General features: G+C 73.1%; 16 protein-coding genes. 12 read left to right on the top strand and 4 right to left on the bottom strand.

Translation table 11 applies throughout. The features are described 5' to 3' along the window. Positions 1-31: 31 nt before the first annotated feature. From ACO06A_RS14735 to ACO06A_RS14695, 9 genes are all read left to right on the top strand, one after another. Positions 32-1,360, top strand: coding sequence for a hypothetical protein (locus ACO06A_RS14735; protein WP_421732976.1), 1,329 nt, complete (start codon positions 32-34; stop codon positions 1,358-1,360). Positions 1,361-1,417: 57 nt separating this feature from the next. Continuing rightward, positions 1,418-4,792: an exodeoxyribonuclease V subunit gamma gene (gene recC / locus ACO06A_RS14730; protein WP_421732975.1), complete on the top strand. Its 3,375-nt coding sequence runs from the start codon at positions 1,418-1,420 to the stop codon at positions 4,790-4,792. Beyond that, positions 4,789-8,103 carry a UvrD-helicase domain-containing protein gene (locus ACO06A_RS14725; RefSeq protein ID WP_421732974.1) on the top strand — a complete coding sequence of 1,105 codons (3,315 nt, stop codon included), beginning with the start codon at positions 4,789-4,791 and terminating at the stop codon, positions 8,101-8,103. The genes recC and ACO06A_RS14725 overlap by 4 nt, the downstream gene beginning before the upstream one ends. Beyond that, on the top strand, positions 8,100-9,797 hold the full coding sequence (recD, locus tag ACO06A_RS14720) for an exodeoxyribonuclease V subunit alpha (RefSeq protein ID WP_421732973.1): 1,698 nt from the start codon (positions 8,100-8,102) through the stop codon (positions 9,795-9,797). Before ACO06A_RS14725 ends, recD begins: the two co-directional genes overlap by 4 nt. A gap of 97 nt (positions 9,798-9,894) precedes the next feature. Beyond that, positions 9,895-11,388, top strand: a complete 1,494-nt coding sequence (locus ACO06A_RS14715; RefSeq protein ID WP_421732972.1) for a matrixin family metalloprotease — start codon at positions 9,895-9,897, stop codon at positions 11,386-11,388. A 21-nt stretch (positions 11,389-11,409) separates the two neighbouring features. Next, complete coding sequence (locus ACO06A_RS14710) at positions 11,410-12,054, top strand: hypothetical protein (protein WP_421732971.1); 645 nt, start codon at positions 11,410-11,412, stop codon at positions 12,052-12,054. A gap of 22 nt (positions 12,055-12,076) precedes the next feature. Then, complete coding sequence (locus tag ACO06A_RS14705; RefSeq protein ID WP_421732970.1) at positions 12,077-12,772, top strand: MSMEG_4193 family putative phosphomutase; 696 nt, start codon at positions 12,077-12,079, stop codon at positions 12,770-12,772. Positions 12,773-12,782: 10 nt separating this feature from the next. Further along, a complete protein-coding gene (locus tag ACO06A_RS14700; protein ID WP_421732969.1) occupies positions 12,783-13,304 on the top strand; it encodes a DUF3090 domain-containing protein in 522 nt (173 codons plus the stop codon). Beyond that, complete coding sequence (locus ACO06A_RS14695) at positions 13,298-14,062, top strand: SCO1664 family protein (protein ID WP_421732968.1); 765 nt, start codon at positions 13,298-13,300, stop codon at positions 14,060-14,062. Before ACO06A_RS14700 ends, ACO06A_RS14695 begins: the two co-directional genes overlap by 7 nt. A gap of 6 nt (positions 14,063-14,068) precedes the next feature. Here the strand turns inward: ACO06A_RS14695 and ACO06A_RS14690 are convergent, their stop codons facing one another. Then, a complete protein-coding gene (locus ACO06A_RS14690) occupies positions 14,069-14,965 on the bottom strand; it encodes an SDR family oxidoreductase (protein ID WP_175348407.1) in 897 nt (298 codons plus the stop codon). 139 nt (positions 14,966-15,104) lie between these two features. Here ACO06A_RS14690 and ACO06A_RS14685 point away from each other — a divergent pair, with 139 nt between their 5' ends. Then, the gene (locus ACO06A_RS14685) at positions 15,105-15,569 is read left to right on the top strand and encodes a phage tail protein (RefSeq protein ID WP_421732967.1); all 465 of its coding nucleotides are present in this window, start codon (positions 15,105-15,107) and stop codon (positions 15,567-15,569) included. 15 nt (positions 15,570-15,584) lie between these two features. On the opposite strand, the gene ACO06A_RS14680 is transcribed toward ACO06A_RS14685, so the two are convergent. Both ACO06A_RS14680 and ACO06A_RS14675 read right to left on the bottom strand, forming a co-directional pair. After that, positions 15,585-17,570 (bottom strand): vWA domain-containing protein, encoded by a 1,986-nt coding sequence (locus ACO06A_RS14680; RefSeq protein ID WP_421732966.1) that lies wholly within the window; start codon positions 17,568-17,570, stop codon positions 15,585-15,587. Beyond that, positions 17,563-18,948 (bottom strand): magnesium chelatase, encoded by a 1,386-nt coding sequence (locus ACO06A_RS14675; RefSeq protein ID WP_421732965.1) that lies wholly within the window; start codon positions 18,946-18,948, stop codon positions 17,563-17,565. Before ACO06A_RS14675 ends, ACO06A_RS14680 begins: the two co-directional genes overlap by 8 nt. Positions 18,949-19,014: 66 nt before the next feature. On the opposite strand from ACO06A_RS14675, the gene ACO06A_RS14670 reads away from it, so the two are divergent. Then, on the top strand, positions 19,015-19,446 hold the full coding sequence (locus ACO06A_RS14670) for a hypothetical protein (protein WP_421732964.1): 432 nt from the start codon (positions 19,015-19,017) through the stop codon (positions 19,444-19,446). On the opposite strand, the gene ACO06A_RS14665 is transcribed toward ACO06A_RS14670, so the two are convergent. Next, entirely contained in the window at positions 19,443-20,582 is a 1,140-nt protein-coding gene (locus tag ACO06A_RS14665) for a methyltransferase (protein ID WP_421732963.1), read from the bottom strand. The two genes, ACO06A_RS14670 and ACO06A_RS14665, sit on opposite strands and share 4 nt — an antisense overlap. Positions 20,583-20,620: 38 nt before the next feature. Here ACO06A_RS14665 and ACO06A_RS14660 point away from each other — a divergent pair, with 38 nt between their 5' ends. Continuing rightward, positions 20,621-21,847 carry an FAD-dependent monooxygenase gene (locus ACO06A_RS14660; RefSeq protein WP_421732962.1) on the top strand — a complete coding sequence of 409 codons (1,227 nt, stop codon included), beginning with the start codon at positions 20,621-20,623 and terminating at the stop codon, positions 21,845-21,847. Positions 21,848-22,106: the final 259 nt, after the last annotated feature.

Raw genomic sequence — 22,106 nt, 5'->3', positions numbered from 1 at the left:
CGGCGCATCGACATCTCACCCGGGAGCACCCGTGATCCGCGTCCCGCCGCTCGTCATCGCTCTGGCTCTCGCCCTGACGCTGGGGTCCTGCGCGGTCGGCCCGCCGCCCACGCACGCACCGTCGAGCAGCACGGCACCGGTACCGGCACCGACGGCGACCGTGCCCGTCACCTCCGAGTCGCTGGTCGCAGCGGGTCTCACCGACTCGGCGGCGATCCCCACGTCCGATCCCATGCTCGGGGTCGTCCCGTGCACGACGCCGGCCACGGACAGGTACGGCAGCTACCACCCCATCTGCCTGCCCGACGACGCACCGATCCTTCAGTTCGACCCGACGGGCCCCTGGTCGTGGCTGGTGACCCCGCCAGGCGCACCCCTACCGCTGGACCCGGGGTACGTCGCCTCGGCGGTCGACCAGGCCGGCCGGCTTCTCGTCGACCTGATCGACTCGCCTGCGCAGTGGGATGACAGCCCTGCCGCCTGGTCCGGCATCGGATCCCGGTTCGGCGCCCTGCTGAACCGGGGAGCCGACGACCTTCGCGCGTCAGTGGCCTCCCGGCCGGAGCGCGTCGGGATGTTCGATCTCGACGACTGGCGCGAGGCCTGGGGGCTTCGCCCGGCCGCCTACCCCGCGGAGGGGCCGCGACTGCGCGTGCACGACCTGCGGACCACCGACATCGTCGTGGGCGGAGGGAGGCCCACGACCCGGGACGACATCGGCGTCACCGTGACCGTCCACGCCCGGTTCAGTCAACCCGTCCTCGACGCCGACGGTGCCACCTGGGAGCTGATCCAGAGCGTCTCGTTGGTCGTCTCCTCGCTCGAGGCCACGGGAGCGGTCCGGGAGATCGAATGGAGCGAGGACCATGCCGTCGGACGCCGTCTCCGCGGAGGACAGGCGTCGCTCCCCCGGCTCGACGTCGACGCAGCGGTGCCCCCAGGCTGGGCACCGCAGGGCATCGGCGCGCTCACCTTTGCACTCCCGGGGAGTTCGTCGCTCGCCGAGGAGTCGGTCGACGGGGCGACGGTCGCGTGGAGGCAGTTCACCCTCGACGGGGAAGGGCGTGAGCTCTACGTCAGCGGCCCCGCGCTCATGCACGATCCGCCCCCCGAGGGCGGGTGGTGGGTGGTGCCGGACTTCGACAACTACGGGCTCGACATCCCGGGTGCGGAGGTCGCTGCCGCCGAGATCGGCCGGGACGAGCTCGGGCGCTTCCGAGCCCGCGTCGACCTGCAGGCGTTCGAGCACGGGTCGACCTGGAACTACCACGTCGAGTGGGACACCACACCCGAGCGTGCCGAGGACGAGCTCCGCATGCTCGTCGGCTCCATGTCGGTGACTGCCGCGGGCGGCGCCTGATTCGCCGTGGGCGCGCGGCGACGAGCGAGCGGCGGATGGGGCCCGAGCGACACCGGCATGACGACCGACCACGTGGCTAGAGTGCGCGAGGTGGCCTCCGACGCACCGACGACGACCACCTCGGGCCTGCACGTGCACGTCGCCGAGAGGACGGATGTCCTCGTCGACGCCCTCGCCGAGGTCCTGGCCACACCTCCCGCCGACCCGTTCACGCCGGACGTCGTCTCCGTCCCCACCCGCGGCGTCGAGCGATGGGTGGCTCAGCGGCTCTCGCACCGCCTCGGCACCGGCCCGGGGACGACGGCCGACGGCGTCTGCGCGAACGTGGTCTTCCCGTCGCCGGGCCGGCTCGTTCGCGAGGCGCTGGCGAGCACGGTCGGGCTGACCGGCGACGACGACCCGTGGGGTCCCGAGCACCTGGCCGGGCACGTGCTGGCGGCGATCGACGCGAACCTCGGCGCGAACTGGCTCCGGACCGTGAGCCGGTTCCTCGGTGCGGACGGCGACGAGGTCCGCCGCAGCCGCCGCGTCCGGCTCGCCCAGCGGGTGGCCCGGCTGTTCGGCTCCTACGACCGTCAGCGCCCCGAGCTGCTCGCCGCCTGGGCGCACGGCCTCGACCAGGACGGTCTGGGGGCGGACCTCCCGGACGACGTGCTGTGGCAGGCGCGCGTGTGGCGGGAGGTGCGCGACGCCGTCGCCGGGTCGGCTCCCGCGGAGCGGCTCGACGACGCGGTGGCGCGGCTCGTCGCGGAACCGTCGGTGAGCGCCCTGCCGGCGCGGCTCTCGGTGTTCGGGGCGACGGCGCTGCCCGACGGGCACCTGCGGGTGCTGGACGCGCTGGCCGCGAACCGCGAGGTCCACCTGTGGATGCCCCAGCCGTCCCTGGAGCTCTGGCGCCGCGTCGTGTCCGACCCGCGCACCGCCGCCCGCAGGTCCCAGAGGCCCACGGTCGCGACCCATCCGCTTCTCGCCTCGATGTCCGGAGACGCGACCGAGCTGGCGACGCGAGTCCTCCGGCTCGCGCCCGACGTGACCGTGCTCGCCTCGGCCCCGCGCCCGACCACCGCGCTCGGCGCCCTCCAGGACCGGATCGCCGACGACCGCACCGACGGCCCACGGCACGGTGCGAGCCCCGGCGACCGCTCCGTCCAGGTCCACGCCTGCCACGGACGCTCGCGCCAGGTGGAGGTGCTCCGGGAGGTCGTCGTGGGCCTGCTCGCGGACGACGCCACCCTGGAGCCGCGGGACGTCATCGTCATGTGCCCCGACGTCGAGGCGTTCGCGCCGCTGGTCGAGGCCGTCTTCGGCCCGGCGGACGACGGGCCACACACCCACCCGGGTCGCACGCTGCGCGTCCGCATCGCCGATCGTGCACCAGGGATCGCCAACCCGGTCCTCTCCGTGGTCGCGACCCTGCTCGAGCTCGCCGACTCCCGCGTCGGGGCCTCCGCGGTGGTGGACCTCGCCGGTCAGGCGCCGGTGCGTCGGAGGTTCGGCTTCGACGACGAGGGCCTCGACCGCATCCGAGGCTGGGCTCTGGAGTCGGGGGTGCGGTGGGGCGAGGACGCCTCGCGGCGCGAGCGCTACCAGCTGGGAGCGCTCGCCCAGGGCACCTGGGCGACCGCGCTGGACCGGCTGCTGCTCGGGGTGGCGATGGCGGAGGAGGACCAGCGGTACGTCGGCACGGTGCTGCCTGTCGATGACGTCGGCTCGACCGACGTCGGCCTGGTCGGGCGCCTGGCGGAGTTCGTGGACCGGCTCACCGGCACCCTGCACGACCTCGCCGGAGCGCGTCCGGCGGGTGACTGGTTCGACACGCTGGACCGAGCAGTGCTCCTGCTCACCGACGTCGCGCCGGCCGACCGGTGGCAGCAGGCCGAGGCGGCACGCGCGCTCGCGGGAGCCCGGACGGCCACCGACGGCATCCTCCGGCTGGCCGACGTCGTCGCGCTGCTCGAGCCGCACCTGGCCGGGCGCCCGACCAGGTCGGGCTTCCGCACCGGGGCGCTGACCGTGTGCTCGCTGGCGCCGATGCGCGCCGTCCCGCACCGGGTGGTCGCGCTGCTCGGGATGGACGACGGCGCGTTCCCCCGCGGGTCGGGCCACGACGGGGACGACATCCTCGCGCGCGACCCGGTGATCGGCGAACGTGATCCCCGGCAGGAGGACCGCCAGCTGTTCCTCGACGCGGTGACGAGCGCCCAGCAGCACCTGGTGGTCGTGTACTCGGGCGCCGACGAGCGCACCGGCGCCACCCGGCCGCCCGCTGTGCCGGCCGGTGAGCTGCTCGACGCCCTCGATGCCGCCGTCGCCTACCCCGAGGGCGGAAACGCGCGGGACCAGGTGGTCCACCACCCGCTCCAGACCGTCGACGAGCGCAACTTCCTGCCGGGAGTGCTCGGCCGCGCCGAGCCGTTCAGCTTCGATGTGCTCGACCTCGCCGCCGCACTCACGAGGCGTCGAGGCAATGCGCTGACGCCAGCCCCGCAGCTGCTCCCACCCAGCACCGACGAGCTCGACCTCGAGGACCTGGCGTCCACGCTCGAGCACCCTGTTCGCGCGTTCTTCCGTGGGCGGCTCGGCGCGACTCTTCCCGGTGACGAGCCGCAGCTCGACGACCGCCTGCCGCTCGAGCTCGACGGCCTGGAGCGGTGGGCCGTCGGAGACCGGCTGCTCCAGGCCGCGCTCGACGGGATCGACCTCGCCGACGCGACGGCGGCCGAGCGGCGGCGGGGGCACATGCCACCGGCCACCCTCGGCGGAGCGTCCCTGCACACCATTCGCGCGCAGGTCGAGCCGCTTCTCGCGGCGTCGGACCCCTACCTGGTGCGGCCGGCCGAGAGCATCGACGTCACGATCCCGCTCGCCGACGGACGCACGCTCGCCGGCACGGTGAACGGCGTGCGCGGCGACGTCCTGGTCCGCACGGTGTTCTCCCGGCTCGGGGCCAAGCACCGCCTGCGCGCCTGGGTGCAGCTGCTCGCGCTGGCCGCCGCGTTCCCCCACCGCTCGTTCGGGGCGGTGACGATCGGCCGCGGGCAGGTCCGACCGTCGCGCGTCGCCCGCCTCTCGGCACCGGCGCAGCCGCTGGAGGTCCTCCAGCGGCTCGTCGCCCTCCACGACGAGGCGATGTGCGGAGCGCTCCCGCTCCCCCTCGCGACGAGCCTGGCGTACGCGCACCCACGCACCGGGGGTGGCGACGAGGCCGACGCGCTGGCCAGCGCCCGCAAGGAGCTCGGCACCGCGGAGGACGTGGCGAACGGACGCGGCGGCTTCGAGTCGGTCGACCCCTACCACCTGCTCGCGTTCGGCGACCCGGTCAGGTTCGACCGGCTGCTCGTCGAGACGAGCACAGGCACCGAGTCCACCCGGTTCGGCGCGCTGTCCATGGCGCTGTGGGCCGACCTCATCGCGCACGAGGAGGTCGGATGACCGCCCCGTTCGACGTGTGCGGCCCGCTCCCGCAGGGCACGGTCGTGCTCGAGGCGAGCGCCGGCACGGGCAAGACGACGACGATCGCGTCGCTGGCCGTCCGGTACGTCGCCGAGGGCGTCGCGCGTCTCCCCGAGCTCATGCTCGTCACGTTCGGCCGGCTGGCCACCTCCGAGCTGCGCGAGCGCGTCCGCGAGCGCCTCGTCGTCGTCGAGCGCGCGCTCCGGCAGGACACGATCGATCCGACCGACCCGGTGATCGTCCTGCTCGCCGGCACCGACCGTGCCGCACGGGCCCAGCGCCTGACCGAGGCGCTGGCCGAGTTCGACGCCGCGACCATCACCACCACGCACGGCTTCTGCCAGCAGATGCTCACGTCGCTGGGCACCCTCGGCGACGTCGAGCCCGACGCGCGTCTGGTCCCGGACATCGCGTCGCTCGAGGCCGAGGTGGTCGACGACCTCTACCTGCGCAAGTACGCGTCGACGGGCACGCCGACGCTCTCCGTGAAGGACGCCCGCGCGATCGCGCACGAGGCGGTCAGCGACGCCGCGGCCACGCTCGAACCGGCCGACGCCGACGGACGCGCGCGCGACTCGTACGGCCTCGCGCACGCCGCCCGCCGCGAGCTGGTCCGCCGCAAGCGTGCGGGGAGGGTGCTCGACTACGACGACCTGCTGGTGCTGCTGCGCGACGCGCTGACCGACCCGGAGACGGGAGAGGCTGCCGCGGACCGGGTGCGCGCGCGGTACCGCATCGTCATGGTCGACGAGTTCCAGGACACCGACCCCGTCCAGTGGGACATCCTGCGGACCGCGTTCCACGGGCACCGCACCCTGGTGCTGATCGGGGACCCGAAGCAGGCCATCTACCGGTTCCGGGGCGCCGACGTCGCCACCTACCTGCGCGCCCGCGCGGTCGCGTCGACGCAGACCCTGCACCGCAACTGGCGCGCGGACCCCGCCGTGCTCGACGGTCTCGCACCGATCCTGTCCGGCACCGCGCTGGGTGATCCGCGCATCGTCGTCCACGCGATCGAGCCCGCACGGACCGGCCGGCGGCTGCGAGGCGGTCCCGCGGTCCGCCTCCGGCAGGTGACGCGCACCGCCCTGCACGCACCGGACGACGCCACCACCCCGCCCGTCGGGGCGGTCCGCGACTTCGTCTACGCCGACGTCGCGGCTCAGGTGCTGCGCACGCTGGCCGAGGAGCAGGTGGAGGACGACGGCAGCTGGCGGCCCGCCGAGCCCGGCGACCTCGCGGTTCTCACGCGCGTCAACCGTGACGCCGTCGCCGTGCAGCGCGCGCTCGCGGCTGTCGGCGTGCCGGCCGTCATCTCGATGCTGACCAGCGTGTTCGGCACGGCGTCGGCCCGCGACTGGCTCACCCTGCTCTCGGCCCTCGCACGCCCCGGCGTCAGCGGCTTCGTCTCGGCGGCCGCCCTCACGCCGTTCGTCGGCTGGACCACGACCGAGCTCGCGGAGGCCTCCGACGAGCGCCGCGACCAGCTGGCCGACCTGCTGCGGTCGTGGTCGCGCGTGCTCGACGACCACGGCGTCGCCTCCCTGCTCGAGGCCACTGCCACCGCCGGCCTGCGGGAGCGGCTGGTCCGCCTTCCGGACGGCGAGCGCCGGCTCACTGACGTCCGGCACGTCGGCGAGGCGCTGCACGCCGCCGCGACGGACGACGGGCTCGGCGCGGCGGCCCTCCTCGAGTGGCTGCGCGCCCGGGTGGACGAGGCCGGTCGGGACTACACCGAGGAGCGCAGCCGTCGGCTGGAGACCGACGCCGCCGCCGTGCAGGTCATCACCGTGCACGCGAGCAAGGGTCTTCAGTTCCCCGTCGTGCTGGTGCCGTTCCTCTGGGACAAGTACACGCCGCCCACGCCGGCGACGATCGGGTACGACCGCGACGACGTCCGCCGGCTGCACGTCGGCGGCAAGGGCAGCCCGGGGTACGACGAGGCGCGCGCGGCGGGCGCAGCCGCCGACGACGGGGAGGGCCTCCGCCTCGCGTACGTCGCTCTCACTCGTGCCACCAGCCAGGTCGTGGTCTGGTGGGCACCGTCCGCGATCTCGGTGCGGGGCGCGCTCACCCGCCTCCTCCTCGGCGCCCGCGACGCAGACGGCAACCCGGCGGAGCTGGTGCGGACGACCACCGACGCCCGGACGACGGACACGCTGCGGACGCTCGCCGGGCGAGGCACGGGCGCCCTCGAGCTCGAGGTCGTCACGTCGGCGACCGCCGCCCGGCCGTGGGCGCCACCGGCCTCCCCGGCCGCCGACCTCGGCGCCGCGACGCTGGGACGACGACCGGACGTGGCGTGGCGTCGGACGTCCTACTCGGCGCTCACCGCAGCCGCCCACGAGCCTGCGGCCGGGCGCGAACGCGTCGGGTCGGAGCCGGAGGCGCCCGGGGTGCAGGACGAGCCGGACGTGATCGCGCTGGCGGGAGACGACCACGCCGGCGCCAGGGACATCCCCTCCCCGATGGCCGACCTGCCGTCCGGCACCACGTTCGGCACGTTCGCCCACCGCGTGCTGGAGCTCGTGGACACCGGCGCGCCGGACCTGGCCGCCGAGCTCGCGGCCCGCTGCGCCGAGGCCGGGACCGGCACGCTCCTGGCCGTCGCTCCTGCCGCTGTCGCCTCGGCGATGCTCCCGTCGCTGCACACCCGGCTCGGTCCCCTGGCGGGCGGACTGTCCCTCGCCGCGATAGGCCCGCGGGACCGCCTGGCCGAGCTCGAGTTCGAGCTGCCGCTCGCCGGTGGAGACCTCGGCCGCGGGTGGGATGCCGGCACCCTGCGGGACGTCGCCGGCCTGCTGCGCACCCACCTGCCCGCCGACGACCCGTTCGCCACCTACGCCGACCGCCTCGACGACCGGTCGCTGTCCGCCGCCCGGCTGCGCGGCTACCTCACCGGGTCCATCGACGCGGTGCTGCGCGTGCCGGCGGACGCGCCGGGCGGCCACCGCTACCTCGTCGTCGACTACAAGACGAACCGTCTCGGCGCGTTCGACGAGCCGCTCTCGCTCTGGCACTACCGGCCGGCCTCGACGCTCGCCGCGATGATCGACGCCCACTACCCGCTCCAGCTGCTGCTGTACTCGGCAGCGCTGCACCGCTACCTGCGCTGGCGCCTGCCGCTCTACGACCCGGCCGAGCACCTGGGCGGTGGCCTGTACCTGTTCCTGCGCGGCATGGCCGGCCCGGCCACCCCGTCGGTCGACGGTGTCCCGTTCGGTGTCGTGTCGTGGCGCCCGCCGGCCGCGCTCGTCGTCGCGCTCTCCGACCTCCTGGCCGGCTCATGACGAGCCTCGACGACCCGTACGCCGCCAGCAGACCGTGGCGCGCGACCGGTCTGCTCGCGGCGCCCGACCTGACGGCCGCCGACGTGCACGTCGCCCGCCGCCTCGGCACGATCGGCGGGGAGGACGACGAGCGCGTCCTGCTCGCCGCCGCGCTCGCCGTGCAGGCGCTGCGCAGCGGGTCGGTGTGCGTCGTTCTCGACGACGTCGCAGACGCACCCGCCGACTGGCACGAGGCCGTCCGCCGCAGCCCGCTCGTCGCGGACGGCCCGCACGGCCCCGCCGACCGCCCGCTGCGCTGGGTGGACGGGCGCGTCTACCTCGACCGCTACTGGCGTGACGAGCAGACGGTCCGCGCGGCCGTGCACGACCGCCTCGCCCGTCCGGCAACCGTCGACCCGGACGCCCTGGCGTCGGCCGTCGACCGCCTCTACCCGTCGGCCGGCGACGACGCCCAGCGCCTCGCGCTCCGCACGGCGGCCACCTCGCACCTGACCGTGCTCACGGGCGGACCCGGCACCGGAAAGACGACGACGGTCGCGCGCCTGGTCGCCGCCCTCCAGTCCGCCGCCGGCCCGGGGCTGCGGGTCGCGCTGGCGGCCCCCACCGGCAAGGCTGCCGCCCGGCTCCAGGAGTCCGTCAACGCGGAGGTCGCCCTGCTCGGCGCGGCCGACGTCGCCGCCGTCGGCTCCCTGCACGCCATGACGGTGCACCGCCTGCTCGGCTGGCGTCCGGGCACGTCGACCCGCTTCCGGCACGACCGCCTGCGCCGGCTGCCGCACGACGTCGTCGTGGTCGACGAGTCGTCGATGGTGTCGTTGTCTCTGATGGCCCGGCTGGTCGAGGCGCTGCGCCCCACGGCTCGCCTGGTGCTCGTCGGCGACCCCGACCAGCTGGTGAGCGTCGAGGCCGGCGCCGTCCTCGGCGACCTCGTCGCGGCCTTCCCCCGTGACGTCGTCCGCCTCACGCGGACGCATCGGTACGGCCCCTCGCTCGCCGCCCTCGCCGAGGCGATCCGGCTCGGCGACGCCGACACGGCCCTGGCGGTGCTGCGCTCCGGCGACGCGCACCTGTCGCTGGTGGAACCGGCCGACGACAGGCTGTCGCCGCGTGACGTCGCCGGGCTGCGGGAGGACGTCGAGGCCAGCAGCCGCGCGCTCGTCGAGGCGGCCCGTGCCGGCGACGCCCCCGCTGCGCTCCGCGCGCTGGGCACCCACCGCCTCCTGCTCGCCCACCGCGAGGGCCCGTTCGGCGTCGCGCACTGGGCAGCCGCCGTGGAGGCGTGGGTCGGCGCCGGCAGCGGCCCGTGGCCGCTCGGCCGTCCGCTCCTGGTCACCGAGAACGACCGCGCCAGCGGGCTCTACAACGGGGACACCGGGGTGGTGGTGGCCGACGGGCTCGGCGGCGTCGCGGTCGCGTTCGGCGAACCCGACGACCCGCACCTCGTCCGCCCGTACCGGCTGCCCGCCGTCCAGCCGGTCCACGCCATGACGGTCCACCGGGGCCAGGGCAGCCAGTTCGCCCGCGTGACCCTCGTGCTCCCGCCGGTCCCCTCCCCCCTGCTCACCCGCGAGCTGCTCTACACGGCGGTGACCCGCGCTCGCGAGCACGTGCGGGTGATCGGCACCGAGGCGGCCGTCCGCGCGGCGGTCGAGCGCCCGGTGCGTCGCGCCAGCGGCCTGCGCGAGCCCCGCTGACCCGGCACGGCGTGCACCAGCCCGACTCTGTTGACGCCGTGTGAGGGCAGGTCCAGGATCGAGAGAGGACCTGCTCGGCGCGAGATCGGGGGGAACCGTGCCTGCGTGGTATCCGGTGGGCAGCCGCCCACGCGTCCTCATCAACTGGGACACCTTCGTCGCGCAGGGCATCAACCCGGCGTGGCAGGGCCCCTTCACCGACGCGGTCATCAACGCGTACACCCGGTGGATGAACGTGGCGGGCGTCGACGTGCGCCCCCAGTTCTTCGGGTACACCACCCAGCTTCCGCCCACGAACCAGGGCGACCTGCTGATCCTCATGACCCCGTGGCACGGCGGTGGCGCGCCGAACATCGCGACCACCCTCGGTGGGTGGAACTCGATCTTCATCGAGTTCCACCGCCGGTCCGGCGTGAACGGCTCGCCGTGGAACTTCGTGCCGTGGAACGCGATGCCGGGGCAGATCGACATGCAGGCGGTCGCACTCCACGAGCTCGGGCACGCGCTGGGTCTGGACCACAGCGCGTCCGGCAACGACGCCATGTACCCCTACTACGGCTACCCGTACCGGTACGGGCCGTTCGAGGGGGACGTCGCTCCGCTGAAGGCGCTGTACCCCGACTACCAGCAGAACCGGCTGCGGCAGCTGCGGTCGTCCGACGGTGCGGCCACCTGGGTGGGCGTCCCGAACGAGCTGACCTCGCACCCGCACTGGCACACGCGCACCAACCAGAGCCCCGGCGTCGCGGCCTTCCGCGGCTCAGGTCTGTACGTGCTCGGCTGGACGCACTCCAACCGGATCCCCACCTGGCTGCGCAACGACGGCGAGAAGTTCCTCACCCGCCTCTGGTACTACTTCGGCGGCGAGCGGACGGTGCACGGGCCCGCCTACGCGTCCGACGACCGCGGGACTGTCCTCTGGGCGCGCGTGACGAACGACGACTCGGGCGCCCTGCGCCTGTCCGCGTCGAGGAACCACGGGCGCTCCTGGTTCGCGGCCGGTCTGCCGGCGGGTGCGCGCACCGCAGGAACCCCGGGCCTCGCGTGGACCCGCGTCGCCGGTCAGTCGTGCTGGGTGCTCGTCTGGGCGGACTTCGACCGCAGCAACGACGCTGCCACGGGCCAGGTACGCGCGAGCACCTCGTTCAACGACGGCGCCACGTGGAGCGCGCCGACCGTGCTGCACCCGACCCTCAAGGCCCTCTCCGGCGTCTCGGTCGCCGCGTCCGACAACAACCGCCTGATGGTCGCGCTCGCGTTCGCCAACACGGCCGGCACGGCCAACCTCAACGAGATCGTCACCGTCCCGGCTGCGGTCGTCGGGCAGCAGCTCCAGGCCTCGGCCCCGGTGTTCACGGGCGAGCGGACCCGCATCCAGCCGGCGTTGGCGTACGACATCGCCCGCGACACGTTCGTCCTCGCGTGGCGCGAGCAGAACTTCAACACCACGCTCGGCGTCGCGGTGCTCACCCCGGGCGCCGCCGCGTGGAGCGGCCGGGTGTGGCTGCTCGCCGACGCCAGCCACGTCGCGCCCGCCCTGGCGAGCTCCCCCGAGCTCGGCGAGACCGTGCTCTGGTACGCCCACGAGTAGCCGATCGCGAGGGAGACGCGCATGACCACACGCCTGGGGCAGGCACCGACGCTCGTCGAGCGCATCGTCGGCGCGCACCTCGTGGTGCTCGGCCGCGTCCGAGGCCTGCGGGAGGTCCGCGCCGCTGACGGGTTCGACGAGCGCCGGTCCGTCGCGCTCTTCGACGTCGACGTCGACGACGTCCTGCTCGGCCGCCCCCCGCGCCGCCTCGTCGTGCGCGTGCTGTCCGCGCCCGACCGGACGGGCAAGGACGAGGAGTCCTGGGTGGTGCCGATGGATCCGGAGGTCCCGGTGCTCCTCCTGCTGGCCCGCGACGCGGGTCCGGACCTCCCGGACGACACGTACGCGCCGGTCGAGGCGAGCGTCTTCCCGGTCGAGGACGGTGACGCGGTGATCGTGGCCGAGGACGCGCTGGACGAGCGGACGCGCGAGCGCCTGGGCGCCGACGACAGCGGGCGCGTGAGCCTCGACTCGTTCCGCGGGCTCGTCGACGAGGTCGCCAAGGCGATCGAGCAGCATCGTCGCGAGGTCGAGGAGCTGGTGCCCAGCCACGGAAAGGACGTCCCGTACCCGCCGGTGCTCGAGTGGCCGGGCGACGAGACACCGCTGCACGCGGCGACGCCCGAACCCGGACCGGCCGGGACGCCCTCGGAGGAGGACCGGTAGGTTTCTGCTTAGGCTCCAGGGCATGCCCACCGTCATCCTCGTCCGGCACGGCCGCAGCACCGCGAACGTCGCCGGGATCCTGACCGGGCGGGCCCCCGGGGTCGATCTCGACGCGGTCGGGCGCAGCCAGGCCGAGCGCGCGGCGCAGCGGCTCGCCGTCGTACCCCTGGTCGCGGTGGTCTCGAGCCCGCTGGCGCGCTGCCGGCAGACGGCGCGGACCATTGCGGAGCCCCACGCGCTGCGGCCGGAGCTCGAGCCGGGCATCGTCGAGTGCGACTACGGGCAGTGGCAGGGGCGACCGCTCAAGGACCTCGCGCGGGAACCGCTGTGGTCGGTGGTGCAGACGCAGCCGTCGGCGGCGGTGTTCCCGGGCGGCGAGTCGCTGGCTGCCATGCAGGCACGGTCGGTGGCGGCGATCCGCACCCGCGACGCCGCGGTGGAGGCGGAGCACGGCGTCGGCGCGGTGTGGGTGGCGGTCACGCACGGCGACATCATCAAGTCCGTCCTGGCGGACGCGCTGGGCATGGGTCTCGACCTGTTCCAGCGCATCACCGTCAACCCCGGGTCCGTCTCGATCATCCGGTACGGGACGACCCGCCCGGAGGTGGTCGCCACCAACACGGACTCCGGCGACCTCTCGTGGCTGAGGGCCGCGGGTCCGGTCGGCGAGGCGCAGGTCGGCGGCGGCGCCGGGCCGGAATCGGCTCCGCACTCTTAACATGGGCGGCATGGCGGCTCTTGTTCACCAGTTCGACTGGCCCGACCGTGTCATCGTCGGCACCGTCGGAAGCCCAGGATCGCGCAGCTTCTACCTCCAGGTGCGCGACGGCGCCCGGAGCACCAGCGTGGGGCTCGAGAAGGAGCAGTCCGCGGTGCTCGCCGAGAAGATCGACGAGATCCTGGACGCGCTCATGGCCGACGAGGGGAACCGGTTCAGCGTCCCCGCGGCCACGCCCGCCGAGCTCGTCGACAACGAGCCCCTGGACCAGCCCGTGGAGGAGCAGTTCCGCACGGGGCTGCTGCGGCTGGGCTGGGACCCGTCGACCGCGCAGGTGATCGTCGAGGCGTTCCCCCTGGAGGACACCGAGGAGGAGGCCCCCGAGCCGGAGGACGCGAGCGAGATGCTCCTGGTCCGGATGCCGGTCGGGACCGCGCGGGCGTTCGTCGAGCGCACCCGGCAGGTCGTCCGGTCGGGCAGGCCGCTGTGCCCGCTCTGCGGCGCGCCGATCGACGACGGCCACGTGTGCTGACCGACCTCCCCGGGGGTGAGCTCGAGCTCGTCGGTCGCATCACGGTCGCGTCGAACGCGACCTTCCTCGCGACGATCGGGGACGCCCGCGTCGTCTACAAGCCCGTCGCCGGGGAGAAGCCGCTATGGGACTTCCCGGACGGGACGCTGGCCAACCGCGAGCTGGCGGCCTATTTGGTCTCGGAGGCATTCGGCTGGGACGTCGTGCCGGTCACCTGCCTGCGCGACGGCCCGCTGGGGCCTGGGATGGTGCAGCTCTGGCAGGAGCCGGACCCCGAGCAGGACCCGGTCGACGTCGTCCCCGCGCACGCCGTGCCGCCGGAGGGCTGGCGCGCGGTCTTCGAGGGCATCGACGACGACGACCAGCCGCTCACCCTGATCCACGAGGACTCCCCCGCGCTGCGCCGGATGGCCGTCTTCGACGTCGTCGTGAACAACGCCGACCGCAAGGGCGGCCACATCCTGCCGACGCAGCAGGGCCACCGCTACGGCGTCGACCACGGCGTCAGCTTCCACGTCGAGCACAAGCTGCGGACGGTCCTGTGGGGCTGGCAGGGCGACGGACTCGACCCCGACGAGATCGCGGGCGTCGAGCGCGTGCGCACGGCACTCGGCGGCGACCTCGGTCAGCGGCTGTCCGAGCTCCTCAGCGACGACGAGCTGGCGGCCCTGGCCACGCGGTGCGACCGGTTGCTCCGGAGGGCCACGTTCCCCGGCCCGCGCGGCCAGATGCCGGCGTTCCCGTGGCCGTTCTTCTGAGCGCCGTCAGGGCACGTTCGCCCCGCCGTTGACGTTGATGACCTCGCCGACCACGAAGCTGGACTCCGGCGACGCGAGGAACACGTACGCCGGCGCCTGCTCGACGGGCTGGCTCGTCCGGCCGAGCCAGCACGAGTCCCCGAAGCCGTTCAGCTTCTCCGTCGGCTGCCCGTCCGACACCTGCAGGGGCGTCCATACCGGCCCGGGTGCGACGGCGTTCACCCGGATTCCGCGGGGCGCCAGGTCGGCGGCCAGCGCCTTGGTGAAACCGATGATCGCGAACTTGGTGGACGCGTAGTTGATGATCATCGGCGAGGGGTTGTACCCCTGGATCGAGGTGCTGTTGATGATGGTCGAGCCCGGGCCGAGGTGCGGCAGAGCGTCGCGGGTGATCCAGAACATCGCGTACAGGTTCGTCTGGATGGTGCGGTCCAGGTCGGCCTCGTCCAGCTCGTCGAACGTCTGGTGGTACACCTGGTGCGCCGCGTTGTTCACCAGGATGTCGAGCCCACCGAGCCCCTCGACCGCGTCGGCGACCAGCGAGCGGCAGAACGCGCGGTCCCGGATGTCACCGGGAAGCAGGACTGCCGTCCGCCCTGCCGCACGCACGTGCTCCGCGATGGCCTCCGCATCCACCTGCTCCTCGGGCAGGTAGCTGAGCGCCACGTCCGCTCCCTCGCGCGCGAACGCGATGGCGACCGCCGCGCCGATGCCCGAGTCACCGCCGGTGATGAGCGCCTTCCGGCCCGGCAGACGTCCGGTGCCGCGGTAGCTGGTCTCGCCGTGATCGGCCTTGGGGTCGAGCTCCGCGTCGAGGCCCGGCACCGGCTGCCACGAGGCGTGCGGCTTGATGTGCGAGTGCCGCTCGACGGGGTTGTCGAACGTGAGCTGGTCGGACGACATCGTCTTCTCCTCCACGGCGGCGAGTTCGATAACGATATCGGTGAATCCGCCCGACCACTCCGGAATCGGTGCCAGGGCGCTGATCAGACCTTTCACGGGTCCGAGTGGCGCCGGTCGCCGCCGGGTAGTCTCCGGTGCCATGTCCTACGTCGTCGACTTCACGACCGTGTCCACCGTCGGGCTGGAGTCCTCGCCGGTGGCTGACGCTCTCGCCGGCCTGCGGGCCAACGAGGCGCGCTACTTCAGGAACAAGTACGACCACGAGTTCACTGTCGATCCCGCCAGCGAGGCGACCGAGACGGTGGACTGGGTGCACGGGATCCTCGAGGACGAGCGCGACCTCGTGATCGCGGCCCGCCCCCTCGAGGCGACGTCGTTCGTGGTCGACGGCACCCGGATGGCCTACGTGTTCTACGAGTCGGGCCTGTCCATCAACGTGATGTACGGCCTCGAGGACGGGAAGAAGCGCGCGGTCGGGTTCAAGCTGTCCGACGGCATGGAGATCCCCGACGAGCTCGCGTCACGCTTCAAGTTCGCGCGCCAGAAGTCGAAGCTGGCCGGCACGATCCGTGGCTCCTTCTTCGTGATCAAGGGCGAGCACTGAGGCTCCGAGCGGCCGTCACCACTCGTCGTCGCGACCCCACCCGCCGAACGCGCCGTTGCGGCGCGAGCTGAGGTACGAGTCGATCACCGCGGCGCCCAGGTCGTCGGTCTCGGGCGTGACGACGGTGCCGCCCGCGCGCTTGGCCATCGCGTCGACGAACCGCGCGAGGCCCGGGTCGTCGCCGAGCCGGAAGAACGTCGTGCGCGCACCCAGGCGCATCGAGCCGTCGAGCTCGCGCACCGCAAGGGCGATCGTGACCGGGTTCGGCGGGTAGTCGAAGAAGACCTCGCCGTCGGGCTCCAGGTGGGACGTCGGCTCGCCGTCGGTGACGATGAGGAGCACGGGCTGGGCGTTCGGGTGCTTGCGGAAGTGCCGGTTGGCCAGAAGAAGGGCGTGGTGCAGGTTGGTGCCCTTCTCCCACTTCTCGTCCAGCCCGACGAGCTCCTCGATCTGCATGACCGACGCACTGCGTCCGAAGCCGATGAGCTGCAGGTTGTCCCCGCGGAACCGGGTGGTGACCAGGGTGTGCAGCGCCAGCGCGGTGCGCTTCATCGGCACCCAGCGCCCTTCCATGGCCATCGAGAACGAGGTGTCGACGAGCAGCGCGACGCACGCCTGGGTGCGCGCCTCGGTCTCCTGGATCTCGACGTCGTCGACCTGGATGGTCCGCGACCCGCGGGCCAGCGCGTTGGTGATCGTGCGGCTCACGTCCCACGGCTCGGTGTCGCCGAACTCCCACTGGCGGGTGGATCCCGACGGCTCACCGGCGGAACCGGAGCGGCGGACGTCGTGGCCGCCCTGGCGGCCGGACACCGAGTCGGCGACCGCCTTGAGCACCGCCTTGCCCAGCTGGCGCATGGCCTTCGGTGTCAGCAGGAGCTGCCCGTCCGAGCCCCGCCGCATCGTGCCCGAGTCGCGCAGCGCCTTCTCGAGCCGCTGGAGGGTGCGGGCGTCGACCACCGCGTCGGACCCGAGCTGGCGGGACAGCTTCTCGAGGTCGAGGTCGTCCAGCTGCGAGCCCTCGTAGGACTGCGCGAGCTGGTCCGCGAGCGCGTCGAGGTCGGCGAGGTCCTGGAACACGCCGGTCCCGTCGCCGAGCCCGAGCCCGTTCTGGCCGTCCATCCGCTCCGAGCTGCCCCAGTCCTCGCCGGGTCGCAGGGCCCTGAGACTGTCGTCGAGCTGCCCCAGCGCGTCCATGAGGTCCGACGAGCCGAACGCCTGCTGCGCGAGCGCGTCGAGCTCGTCGCGCTGCTCCTGGGTCATCGAGTTCCGCATCCGCTGTGCGGCCGCGGCCCTCTGCGCGAGGGCGTCCAGGAGCTCGTCGAGGTTCTGGGGATCCTCCGGGAAGTACTCGCCGTGCTTCGCCATGAAGTCGTCGAACTGCTCCTGCGTGTCCGTGCCCTGCTTCCGCGCGTCGAGCAGCCCGTTGAGGTCGGCGAGCATCTCGTTCAGCGCGGCCCGGTCGTCGTCGGTCGCGTTCTCGAGTGCCTGCTTCATGCCGGCGAAGCGCTGGTCGAGGACCTCCCGGCCCAGCAGGTCCTTGATCTTGTCGAACTCCTCCCGAGCCTCGCTGCTGCGCCAGTCGTACCCGGTGAGCTCGTTGACAGCGGCCGCGGGCGACGACGGGAGGTTGTCGAGCTGCAGTTGCGCCAGGGCACGGTCGCCCTCGTCCATGTCGACGTCCCGCGCCAGCTGCTTGCGCTCGGCCAGCACGGCACGGTCGAGCAGCTCCTTGACCTGCTGCAGCGTCCCGTCGAGGTTGTTCTCGCGAGTCAGAGCCCTGCGCCGCTCGGCGACCCGCCGCGCCAGCTCGTCCAGTCCGGCCCGATCCTGACCGCCGCGTCGCAGGAACTCCCGCATCGCGCGCTCGGGAGAGGAGCCCGCCATGACGTCCGCGCCGATCGCGTCCAGCGCCTCGGCCAGGTCGACCGGCGGCGCGAGCGGGTCCGGCCCGTCCTTGTAGGTCGTGTACCTCGCGAGGCGGCGGTTGGGCCTAGCCATAGATCGTCTCGCCGCCTCCGGACTCCTTGCTGATCCGGCGGGACAGGTACAGGCCCTCCAGCGCCAGCTCGATCGCGGCCGCCCGCTCGCCGTCGTTCGTGGCGTGGAGCCGCTCGCAGATCTCGTCGTAGAGCTCGGACTCCCCGAGCGCGGGCAGACCGGTCAGGACGTCGCGGGCCGTGACCTGCTCACCGGTGGTCACCATGGCCCCACCCTGGATCGCGTCGACGAGGAGCGTGAAGTCGATGCCTCGGAGGTGCGCGCGGACGGTCTCCGCCGTCGCGGTGCGCAGCAGGTGGTCGAGGATCTCGTTCTCACGCCCCTCCTCCCCCGACTCGAACTCGATCTTCCCCGCGAGCACGTCGACCGCGGTCTCCAGGTCGACGGGCCGGGCGACCGCATGCTCCTCGCCCTGCCGTGCGGCTCGGTGCAGGGCCGAGGCGGCCACGGTCTCCGCGCCGGCGATGGCGAACCGCGCGCTCACCCCGCTGCGCTGATCGACCGCACTCGACACCCGCAGCGCCTTGGTGAAGCGGGCCAGGATCTCGATGAGGTGGTCCGGGACGTCCGCGTGGAGAACGGCCTCCTGGCGGATGACCGCGACCTCGTCGACCAGCTCGGTCGGGTAGTGCGTCCGGATCTCCGCCCCGAACCGGTCCTTCAGCGGCGTGATGATCCGCCCGCGGTTGGTGTAGTCCTCCGGGTTCGCGGTGGCCACCACCAGCACGTCGAGCGGCAGGCGCAGCACGTAGCCGCGGATCTGGATGTCGCGCTCCTCCATCACGTTGAGCATCGCGACCTGGATGCGCTCGGCGAGGTCCGGCAGCTCGTTGATGGCGACGATGCCGCGGTGCCCCCGCGGGACCAGTCCGAAGTGGATCGTCTCCGGGTCACCGAGCGTGCGCCCTTCGGCGACCTTCATCGGGTCCACATCGCCGATGAGGTCCGCGACGCTCGTGTCCGGCGTCGCGAGCTTCTCGACGTACCGCTCGTCGCGGTGGCGCCAGGTGACGGGGAGGTCGTCGCCTTCGCTCGCTGCGCGCCGCTTGCTCGCCGCGGTGATCGGTTCGAACGGGTGCTCGCCGATCTCCGACCCCTCGATCACCGGGGACCACTCGTCGAGCAGGCCCTGGAGGGTGCGCAGGATCCGCGTCTTGCCCTGTCCGCGCTCGCCGAGCAGGACGATGTCGTGGCCGGCGATGAGGGCGCGTTCCAGCTGCGGGATCACGGTGTCGTCGAAGCCGTGGAGGCCCGGCCAGGGGTCACGACCCTCTCTGAGGGCGGCGAGGAGGTTGGTGCGGACTTCGTCTCGCACCGACGTGTGGACATGCCCGGAAGCGCGGAGCTCGCCGACAGTTGCGGCAGTGGGACGCATCATTCGGCCGAGCGTACGTCCGCCTGCGAGCAGTTGCCGAGGGAGAGTCGCGGGGGCAGGGTCGGTGCAATGGCGAAGAAGAAATCCACCGGTGTCGCCCTGGCGGTCGCGTGGCCGTTGGCCAAGAAGGCGGCGACGCAGCTGAGCGTGTTCGTCGCCAACAACCCCGACCTCCAGAAGCGGCTCGCAGACCTGGGCACGAAGTTCAGCGACGTGCAGCGCGCGCGGACTCCGGAGGCCAAGATCGCGCGGGCCATGACGTCGGTCCGGGAGCAGGCCGACATGGTCCTGGCGTCCGAGGCGACCACCACCGAGTCCGTGGCCGCGCTCCAGGCCGCCGGCTGGAAGCAGCGGGCCGACCAGGTCGAGCGAGCCCTCCAGATCCTCCAGCACCAGCCCCGCGCGATGCGGAAGTCGCAGCGTCGTCGCATCGCCGCGATGGCGGACTCGCTCGTGGCCGAGGTGCTGACGTCGCTGATCGACGGCGACCCCGGTGACTAGTCGCGCCGCGTGGAGACTGTCACGGTGAACTTCGGGTCACGGCTGACCTGCCGGGTCGGCCCGATGACGCGCTCCAACGTCGGCCGATAGCGCAGGTGCGAGTTCCACACCGCCCACAGCTCGCCCCCGCTCTTCAGCACGCGCGCGGCTTCGGCGAAGAGCGTCCGGGCCACCCCGTCGTGGACCGCCGCGCCGACGTGGAACGGCGGGTTGAGCAGGACAAGGTCGACACTCGCGTCCGGAACTGTCTCCGCTCCGTCCGCACGCACGACGACGATCCGACCCTCCACACCGTTCGCGGCGACCGTTGCACGGGCGGAGGCCACCGCAGCGGCGGACTCGTCGGTCGCGGTGACGGTCAGCCCCTCGTTCGCCCGCGCCAGCAGGACGGCCAGCACCCCGGTGCCGCAACCGAGGTCGACGGCCATGCCGATGTCCGGCGGCATAGCGTCAAGGTGCTGCAGCAGCGCGCGTGTGCCGATGTCGATCCCTGTCCCGGCGAACGCGCCGCCGTGGGCGCACACCGTGATGCCGAGGTCGGGGTGCTGCTCTGTCGTGGGCCAGCGCTGGCCGGCCGGTCGCGGTCGTGACGCCACCAGCACGCGAGACTTCTGTCGGGCCAGGCGCGCCTGCACGTCGGTGAAGTGGCGCCCGAGGACGTCGTTCATCCCGATCGTCATGTGCTTGACCCGGCCGCCCGCGACGACCAGGACCTCCGGGTCCGCGTGCTCGGCGATCAGGCCCGCGATCTCGTCGAGCGCGTCGAGCGACCGCGGGAGCTGGAGCAGCACGATCCGCGCTTGGCCGACGAGCTCTGGCGTCAGACCGTGCTGGGTGAAGCCGCCAATACGCAGTCTTTGTGCATTCGCCTGAAGAGCCCGCTCGCCGAGGAGGCGGTCCTGGTGCGTGCGGACACCTTCGAGGTTATGCCGGGTGATCGCGCCGAGGGTCAGGGCGCCGTGGTGGTCGCCGATGACGACGACTTTGTCCGCCGCCTTCGTCAGCGCTCTTGCGGCCTCGTCGAGGATCAGCCGGTCGCTCGCGTCGACCGCGTGGAGGTTTGGGGCCTCGAGGTCGGGGTGGCGGCGGAGGTTGGCGAGGACGTCGGTGTCGTCGTGCTCCGCCTCCGTCTCCACGCCACCGAGGCTAACGGTCGGTCCACTAGCGTGAGGGCATGCCCAGGCAGCCGCCGCGGGTCCTGATCTCGGGCGCGAGCGTCGCGGGCCCGACGGCGGCGTACTGGCTCAGTCGGCACGGATACGCCGTGACGGTCGTCGAGCGGATGCCCCTCGACCGCGTGCGGACCAGCGGGCACGCCGTGGACCTGTTCGGGCCGGCGGTCGACGTGGCCGACTGGATGGGCGTGCTCCCCGCGGTGACGGACCGCCGCACCCGCACCGAGACCCTCTCGTTCCAACGGGACGGCGGCCGGGGAGTCGACGTTCAGCTGCACGACATGGTGGCGGGAATCTCGGGCAAGCACGTCGAGATCATGCGCGGCGAACTCGCCAGCATCCTGTACGAGGCGACTCGAAGCGACGTGGAGTACGTGTTCGAGGACTCGATCCAGTCGATCCGTGAGCAGCCCGACGCCGTCGCCGTGACGTTCGAGCGCGCCCCCGCCGACCGGTTCGATCTCGTGATCGGAGCAGACGGCCTCCACTCCGTCGTCCGTCACGCCGTGTTCGGGCCGGAGGACCAGTTCCGCCGGTTCCTCGGCGGCTACCTGGCGTTCGCGGCCATCCCCAACTACCTCGATCTGCGGGGCCGCATGGTGGTCTGGAACGCTCCAGGTCGGGCCGCGCTGATCTACCCGGTCCACGGGACCACCGCCGCCAGAGCGGGTTTCCTGTTCCGACGCAGCGAGGAGCTCCCGCTCGATCACCGCGACGCCGACGGACAGAAGCGGCTGCTCCGCCACCTCTACGGGCGCGACGGCGGGGAGGTGCCACGGTTGCTCGCCGAGACGGACGCCGCCGACGACTTCTACTTCGACTCGATCAGCCAGATCGTGATGGACCGGTGGACCAGAGGGCGCGTCACCCTGGTCGGCGACGCCGGATACTCCCCCGGTCCAGCCGTCGGGGGCGGCACCAGCATCGCGATGATTGGCGCCTACGTCCTGGCGCAGGAGCTGGCCCGCGCCGGCCGCGAGTACCAGGCCGGTCTGCGCGCCTACGAGGACCACATGCACGATGTCGCCACGAGGGCCCGCGGCATCGGGCCGTCGATCATGTCCACGCTGATCCCTCGGACCAGACTCCAGGTTCGACTCATCCCGGAGCTGATCCGCCTCGTGACCCGCCTGCCGCCGTCCGTGCAGCGGCGCGTCGTGCAGATGCAGGCGACACCGGCGCGGGCGCTGGAGTCGGTGCACCTCATCGGTCCGGGGGCGGAGTAGCTCTCGGGGGGTGGCGGGAATCGAAGCCGCTACGACGAGCCGCGGCAGGCATCCACGAACGCCTGGTCTGCACGTCCGCAACGGTGAACCTGACGTCTCGCGCGGGATTTGAGCCGATTCGTTGACGCGGTCAACGCGAAGGTTGGCGACGTCGACCTCTCACGGACGGTCGGCCGAGAGCTGACATCGGGGCTGGAATCAGTCGTGACAGACCTCACCGGCCTGATGGACGCCCGTCGCGCTCCGACCGTTTGGTAGG

The sequence above is a fragment of the Cellulomonas sp. genome (genome assembly GCF_965229465.1).
Taxonomy (GTDB): domain Bacteria; phylum Actinomycetota; class Actinomycetes; order Actinomycetales; family Cellulomonadaceae; genus Cellulomonas.
Note: the sequence above shows the minus strand (reverse complement) of the source record. Positions and strands in the feature narration are given on the sequence as shown.